This window comes from Stenotrophomonas panacihumi, from assembly GCF_001431645.1.
In the GTDB taxonomy this organism is placed as follows: domain Bacteria; phylum Pseudomonadota; class Gammaproteobacteria; order Xanthomonadales; family Xanthomonadaceae; genus Stenotrophomonas_A; species Stenotrophomonas_A panacihumi.
Map to the genome: position 1 here is coordinate 1 of NZ_LLXU01000138.1, position 5,691 is coordinate 5,691.

Below are 5,691 nucleotides of genomic sequence, written 5' to 3' on the forward strand. Positions count from 1 at the left end.
CCGTTGGCCCCGCCGGTGCCGAAGAAGCCGCACAACCCGCACAAGGTGGCCGTGGCCGAGCAGCGCGTGGGCGAACTGGAAGCGCAGCTGGCCGAGCTCGACCGCCAGCTCGCCGATCCGGCGAACTACGCCGATACGCAGCGCATGGCCGAATTCGGGCGCGACCGCGACGCCGTGGCCGCCAGGCTGGCCGAGGCTGAGCAGCAGTGGCTGGAGTTGATGGGCTGAGCGGCGGTCAGGCCGCTGCCGCCTGTTGCAGCCATTCGCGGAAACGTCGCGCCGGTTCGCTTTCGGCGCGTGAGCGCAGCCGCGTCAGCCAGTAGCGGCCGAGGTCGGCGCTGACATCGAACGGCTGCACCAGCCGTTCCGACGCCAGGTCCTGCTCGAACATGCGCAGCGGCAGCAACGCCACGCCGGCGCCCGCGGCCGCCGCGCTGGCCAGCGCCAGCGAGGAATCGAACATCGTCCCGCGCGCTTCCAGCGGTGGCATGCCCGCGCTTTCGCACCAGCGCGCCCATTCGTCGGCGCGGTAGGAACGCAACAGCGGCACGCGGCGCAGGTCCGCCGGCTTGCGCAACTGCGCGGCCATGCCGAGCGCGCACACCGGCGCGAACGGGGCCTCGAGGATGGGCGTGGCGACATGGCCCAGCCAATCGCCCTCGCCGAAGCGGATCGCCAGCTCCAGCCCTTCGCCGGCCAGGTCGATGCGGTTGTTGTGCGTGTGCAGGCGCAATTCGATGTCCGGGTGCGCGCTGGCGAAGGCCGACAACCGCGGCAGCAGCCAGCCGGTGGCGAACGTACCCACCACGCCTACCGCCAGCGCATGCCGGTAGCGGCCGTCGGCGAAGCGATCGAGCACGGCGGCGATGCGGTCGAACGATTCGCTCAGCACCGGGTACAGCGCGGCGGCCTCATCGGTCATCGCCACGCCACGCGGCAGGCGCTCGAACAGGCGCACGCCCAAGCGTTCCTCCAGCGCCTTGATCTGGTGGCTCAGCGCGGCCTGGCTGACGCACAGCTCGTCGGCCGCGCGGGTCAGGTTCTGGTGGCGGGCGGCGGCCTCGAAGGCGCGCAAGGCATTGAGCGGCAGGCGGGAGCGCAGCATCGGCAGGCATCAATCCAGCTCATGGGTCGCCTTGAATATCCTCGCTGGTGGGCCGCGGTCAACGTTTCGATACTCAGGCCTTTCCAAGGAGGTGCGCGATGCATACGAGAAGGCGGTTCCTGCAGTGGTCGGCGCTGGCGGCGAGCGCGCTGGCGGTCCAGGCGGCATGGGGGAAACAGGCAAAAGGCAGTGCCCCGGTGGTCGCGGGGCTGGATGCGGCATGGGCGGAGATCGAGCAGCGCGCCGGCGGCCGGCTGGGCGTGGCCCTGCGCGACGCCGAGGGGCGCTACCTGGCCGGGCGCCGCGAGGACGAGCGCTTCCCGATGTGCAGCACCTTCAAATTTCTATTGGCGGGGGCGATCCTGCATGAGGTCGATGCCGGCCGGCTGCGGCTGGATCGCCGCGTGCCGATTGCCGCCACCGACCTGCTGGGCAACTCGCCCATCACCGAACGCCACGTCGGCCCCAAGGGGCTCAGCGTGGGCGAGCTGTGCCAGGCCACGATCATCCGCAGCGACAACGCCGCCGCGAACCTGCTGTTCCCGCTGGTCGGCGGACCGGAAGGGCTGACCGCCTTCCTGCGCGCCAGCGGCGACGCGGTGACTCGCATCGACCGCAACGAGCCGACGATGAACCTGTTCGCGCCGGGCGACGACCGCGATACCACCAGCCCGGCGGCGATGGCCGGGAACCTGCGCCGGCTGCTGCTGGGCGACGTGCTCAAGCCGGCCTCGCGTGGCCAGCTGACCGCCTGGCTGCGCGACAACCGCACGGGCGACAAGCGCCTGCGCGCCGGCCTGCCGGCGGGTTGGCAGGTGGGCGACAAGACCGGGTTCAACGGCGAGGACACCACCAACGACATCGCGATCCTGTGGCCGCCGGGCGGGGGAGCACCGTTGCTGCTGGCGACTTACCTGCAGGGCGCCCAGGTGGACCCGGACGGTCAGAACGCGGCGTTGGCCTCGGTGGCGCGGGCGGTGTCGCGTCCGGCATAGCCCGGGCGGTGTCCGCGGCAGGCCCAAAAGCAAAGGGCGGCCGAGGCCGCCCTTTGCGTGTCCCGGTGAAGCGGCGGCTCAGCGGGCGCCGAAGCGCGCCCGGCAGCCGTCGTCCACCCACAGCTGGTTGCCCTGGTAGCCCCAGGTGCGGCCTTCGTCGCAGCGGGTCTTGGACAGCTGCTGCACGATCACCGGGCGGCCGCGGTTGCGGTCCCAGTTGCAGTAGCGGCGGCGCTGGTCGTCGCTGCTGCAGGTGACCTGGTAGTTCGGGTCGGCATTGCCCCAGCCGCCGCCGCTGTTGCCGCCGCCCCAGCCACCGCGGCCCTCGGCGAATTCGCCCCGGCAGCCGTCGTTGACCCAGATGCTGCCGTTGCGGAAGCCCCAGGTGCGGCCTTCCACGCAGCGCGTGTCGGACAGCTGTCGCACCAGCGTGGCGCCGCGCCAGTTGGTGTTGCACAGGCGCTGGCGGTGGTCGGTGCTTTCGCAGCGGATCGTGCCGCCCTGGCCGCCGCCGCCGCCCCAGCCGTTGCCGCGGCTGTCGGCAAAACGGGCGCGGCAGCCGCGGTCCACCCACACGAAGCCGCGGCCGCTGCCCCAGTTGGTGCCTTCCACGCAGCGGGTATCGGACAGGTTCTGCACCAGCACCGCGCGGCCGACGAACGGCACGTTGCACTGGGTGCGGCGGTTGTTGTTCGACGAGCAGGTGACGGTCTGGCCGGAATAGCCCCGGTCCTGGGCGGCGGCCGGGGCGGTGGCGCCCAGGGCCAGCAGCGCGGCCAGGGTGGAAACGGCGAGCGACAGGCGGAGGGACATCTGCGGATCCTTGCGGGTGTGAAGATGGCCGGACTATAGCCGCAGGCCTCGACAACGGATCGTGACCGGGGCGATTTGCCCGGGCGGCCGCCGGGCCGCAGAATATCGGGCTTTCCGGCGCGGCCTGCGCCGGGTTTCCCCCTGCGGAGCTTTGCGATGCGTACCCACTTCTGCGGCCTGGTCGACGAGACCCTGATCGGCCAAACCGTCACCCTCGCCGGCTGGACCGACGTTGCCCGCAACCTGGGCGGTGTCTGCTTCATCGACCTGCGCGACCACGAGGGCATCGTGCAGGTGACGGTGGAGCCGGACAACGCCGAAGTGTTCAAGGTGGCCGCCGACCTGGGTTACGAGGACGTGCTGCAGGTGGAAGGCGTGGTGCGTGCGCGCCATGCGGTGAACGAGAAGATCCGCACCGGCAAGGTCGAGGTCATCGCCACCCGCATCACCGTGCTCAACAAGGCCTCGCCGCTGCCGTTCCACGCCCACGAGAACCCGGGCGAGGACACCCGCCTGAAGTACCGCTACCTGGACCTGCGCCGTCCGGAGATGCAGCGCATGCAGCGCACCCGCATCAAGCTGGTGCAGTCGCTGCGCCGCTACCTCGACGAGCGCGGCTTCCAGGACATCGAAACCCCGATCCTGACCAAGGCCACGCCGGAAGGCGCGCGCGACTTCCTCGTGCCGGCGCGCATGCACCCGGGCGAGTTCTACGCGCTGCCGCAGTCGCCGCAGCTGTTCAAGCAGATCCTGATGGTGGCCGGCTTCGACCGTTACTACCAGATCGCGCGCTGCTTCCGCGACGAGGCCCTGCGCGCCGACCGCCAGCTGGAATTCACCCAGCTCGACATGGAATTCGCCTTCGTGCGCGAGCGCGACGTGCAGGACGCCGTGGAAGCGATGATCCGCGCGGTGTTCAAGGAAGTGGTGGACGTCGAGCTGGCGGCCGAATTCCCGCGCATGACCTGGGCCGAGGCGATGCGCCGCTATGGTTCGGACAAGCCGGACCTGCGCATCGACCTGGAACTGGTCGACGTGGCCGAGCAGGTGAAGGGCAGCGAGTTCGCCGCCTTCACCGCCGCCGCCAATGATGCCGACGGTCGCGTCGCCGCGCTGCGCATCCCGGGCGGCGCCACGCTCTCGCGCAAGCAGATCGACGAATACGCCGCCCACGCCGCCAAGTACGGCGCCAAGGGCCTGGCCTACGTGAAGCTCGGCGAGACCGGCGAGGTGACTTCGCCGATCGCCAAGTTCTTCTCCGAAGAGGCTTTCGCCGCGCTGCTCAAGCATGTCGGCGCCGGCAATGGCGACATCGTGTTCTTCGGCGCCGGTGGCTACAACAAGGTGTCCGACTTCATGGGCGCGCTGCGCCTGAAGGCCGGCAAGGACTTCGGCCTGGTCGCGGCCGGCTGGCGCCCGCTGTGGGTCACCGACTTCCCGATGTTCGAATGGGACGAGGAAGCGCAGCGCTACGTCGCCCTGCATCACCCCTTCACCGCCCCGGCGGTGGACGACGTGGCCGACTTGCGCGCCAACGCCAAGACCGCCGTGTCGCGCGGCTATGACATGGTGCTCAACGGCAACGAGATCGGCGGTGGTTCGATCCGTATCCATCGCCCGGAAATGCAGAGCACGGTGTTCGAGCTGCTGGGCATCGGCGCCGAAGAGGCCGAGGCCAAGTTCGGCTTCCTGCTCGACGCGCTGAAGTACGGCGCCCCGCCGCACGGCGGCATCGCCTTCGGCATCGACCGCATTGCCGCGCTGATGGCGGGCACCGAGTCGATTCGCGACGTCATCCCGTTCCCGAAGACCACCGGCGCGCAGTGCCTGATGACCGGCGCGCCGTCGCCGATCCCGGATGAGCAGCTGGCGGAAGTGCACATCATGGTCCGTCCGCAGCCGGCCAAGGGCTGAGGCCATGGCGCTGGCGATCCGCCGCGCCGGCGTGGCCGACGCCGAGGTCCTCTCGGCGCTGGCCGCGCGCACGTTCACCGAAACCTTCGGCCACCTGTACCCGGACGAAGACCTGCAGGCCTTCCTGCTGGAGGCCTACGCGGTGGAGCGCTCGCGCATCGTGCTGGCGCATCCGGACTACGCCATCTGGCTGCTGGAAGACGATGGCGTGGCGGTGGGCCATGCCGCTGCCGGCCCGTGCGGTTTGCCGCACGCGGAAGTGGCGCAGGGTGATGGCGAGTTGAAGCGCCTGTACCTGGTGAAGGATTACCAGAATTGCGGCTGGGGCAGCCGCCTGTTCGAGACCGCGCTGCAGTGGCTGGAGCGCGAGGGGCCGCGTCGCTTGTGGATCGGCGTGTGGTCGGAGAATTTCGGCGCGCAGCGCTTCTACGCGCGCTACGGCTTCCAGCGGGTCGGCGAGTACGAATTCCCGGTGGGACAGGTCCGCGACCTCGAATACATCCTGAGGAGAGACGCAGTCCGCTAAAGCGGACTACGTCCCCAAAGTTTTGCTGCGCAAAACTTCGGGCCCCACTCCTTGCCTTGCCTATCCCCCGCGCCGTTGGCGCGCCCCCCTTAACAGAAGGGGGGCTTTGCTTCGTCAGACTCCGCGTGAGGGTGATGCTCGCGCGAGTCGATGCTTTTTGGTATCCGGTCGAAGAGATTTGTGGGGACTGTGGGGGCGGGGCCCTTTCGGGACCGTTGGCGACATGGATGTCGCCATCGAGCCTCCATGGATGGGTTTACGGCGTGTCCCGAAAAGGGCCCGCCCCCCCCGGCCGTGCACGGGTCCATGCGAGGCTTGCTCCTTTACACCTCTCCCCG

Annotated in this window: 6 protein-coding genes; 4 read left to right on the forward strand and 2 right to left on the reverse strand. The window is 69.9% G+C overall.

The window, feature by feature from the left end; translation table 11 throughout:
* On the forward strand, positions 1-228 hold a 228-nt coding region (locus ARC20_RS17625), incomplete at its 5' end, for an ABC transporter C-terminal domain-containing protein (RefSeq protein ID WP_237642627.1).
* A gap of 7 nt (positions 229-235) precedes the next feature.
* On the opposite strand, the gene ARC20_RS17630 is transcribed toward ARC20_RS17625, so the two are convergent.
* A complete protein-coding gene (locus ARC20_RS17630) occupies positions 236-1,105 on the reverse strand; it encodes a LysR family transcriptional regulator (RefSeq protein ID WP_057649388.1) in 870 nt (289 codons plus the stop codon).
* 98 nt (positions 1,106-1,203) lie between these two features.
* On the opposite strand from ARC20_RS17630, the gene bla reads away from it, so the two are divergent.
* Positions 1,204-2,100: a class A beta-lactamase gene (gene bla, locus ARC20_RS17635; RefSeq protein ID WP_057649389.1), complete on the forward strand. Its 897-nt coding sequence runs from the start codon at positions 1,204-1,206 to the stop codon at positions 2,098-2,100.
* A gap of 78 nt (positions 2,101-2,178) precedes the next feature.
* Here the strand turns inward: bla and ARC20_RS17640 are convergent, their stop codons facing one another.
* The gene (locus ARC20_RS17640; protein WP_057649390.1) at positions 2,179-2,913 is read right to left on the reverse strand and encodes a DUF3011 domain-containing protein; all 735 of its coding nucleotides are present in this window, start codon (positions 2,911-2,913) and stop codon (positions 2,179-2,181) included.
* A 156-nt stretch (positions 2,914-3,069) separates the two neighbouring features.
* Here ARC20_RS17640 and aspS point away from each other — a divergent pair, with 156 nt between their 5' ends.
* Both aspS and ARC20_RS17650 read left to right on the forward strand, forming a co-directional pair.
* Positions 3,070-4,827 (forward strand): aspartate--tRNA ligase, encoded by a 1,758-nt coding sequence (aspS, locus tag ARC20_RS17645; protein WP_057649391.1) that lies wholly within the window; start codon positions 3,070-3,072, stop codon positions 4,825-4,827.
* Between the two features lie 4 nt (positions 4,828-4,831).
* A complete protein-coding gene (locus ARC20_RS17650) occupies positions 4,832-5,353 on the forward strand; it encodes a GNAT family N-acetyltransferase (protein WP_057649392.1) in 522 nt (173 codons plus the stop codon).
* Positions 5,354-5,691 lie beyond the last annotated feature (338 nt).

Bases quoted from the DNA above. Each gene is read 5' to 3' on its own strand.
- ARC20_RS17630 (WP_057649388.1), bottom strand. From the start codon at position 1,105: ATGCTGCGCTCCCGCCTGCCGCTCAATGCCTTGCGCGCCTTCGAGGCC.
- bla (WP_057649389.1), top strand. From the start codon at position 1,204: ATGCATACGAGAAGGCGGTTCCTGCAGTGGTCGGCGCTGGCGGCGAGC.
- ARC20_RS17640 (WP_057649390.1), bottom strand. From the start codon at position 2,913: ATGTCCCTCCGCCTGTCGCTCGCCGTTTCCACCCTGGCCGCGCTGCTG.
- aspS (WP_057649391.1), top strand. From the start codon at position 3,070: ATGCGTACCCACTTCTGCGGCCTGGTCGACGAGACCCTGATCGGCCAA.
- ARC20_RS17650 (WP_057649392.1), top strand. From the start codon at position 4,832: ATGGCGCTGGCGATCCGCCGCGCCGGCGTGGCCGACGCCGAGGTCCTC.